Annotated in this window: 1 rRNA gene; it reads right to left on the bottom strand. The window is 54.5% G+C overall.

Going from position 1 to position 743, the window contains the following annotated elements:
• Nucleotides 1–736: ribosomal RNA gene (locus QSK18_RS35645) — 23S ribosomal RNA — on the bottom strand; the annotation flags it as partial.
• Between the last annotated feature and the right edge of the window lie 7 nt (nucleotides 737–743).

The following is a 743-nucleotide window of genomic DNA, read 5'->3' on the forward strand; positions in this document are numbered from 1 at the left end:
ACGCCCTGTTCGGACTCGCTTTCGCTACGGCTACCCCACCCGGGTTAACCTCGCCACACACCACTAACTCGCAGGCTCATTCTTCAAAAGGCACGCCGTCACCCCGTAAGGCTCCGACGGATTGTAGGCACACGGTTTCAGGTACTATTTCACTCCCCTCCCGGGGTACTTTTCATCTTTCCCTCACGGTACTAGTCCGCTATCGGTCACCAGGGAGTATTTAGGCTTAGCAGGTGGTCCTGCCAGATTCACACGAGATTCCACGAGCCCCGTGCTACTTGGGAAACCATTAAGTGAGACCAGCACATTTCGTCTACGGGACTGTCACCCTCTACGGTCGCCCATTCAATGGCGTTCGACTACACACTGATTTTCTGACTCACCCACCACATGACAGTATGATGAAAACAGCTCCCACGACCCCGGACATGCAACGCCTGTCAGCTATCACACACGCCCGGTTTAGCCTCATCCGCTTTCGCTCGCCACTACTCACGGAATCACTGTTGTTTTCTCTTCCTGACGGTACTGAGATGTTTCACTTCCCGTCGTTCCCTCCACACACCCTATATATTCAGGTGCGGGTGACTGGACATGAATCCAGCCGGGTTACCCCATTCGGAAACCCTCGAATCACAGCTCGGTTGCCAGCTCCTCGAGGCTTATCGCAGGCTCCTACGTCCTTCATCGGCTCCTGGTGCCAAGACATCCACCGTATGCCCTTAAAAACTTACGACACACAC

The organism is Kineosporia sp. NBRC 101677 (genome assembly GCF_030269265.1).
GTDB lineage: Bacteria > Actinomycetota > Actinomycetes > Actinomycetales > Kineosporiaceae > Kineosporia > Kineosporia rhizophila.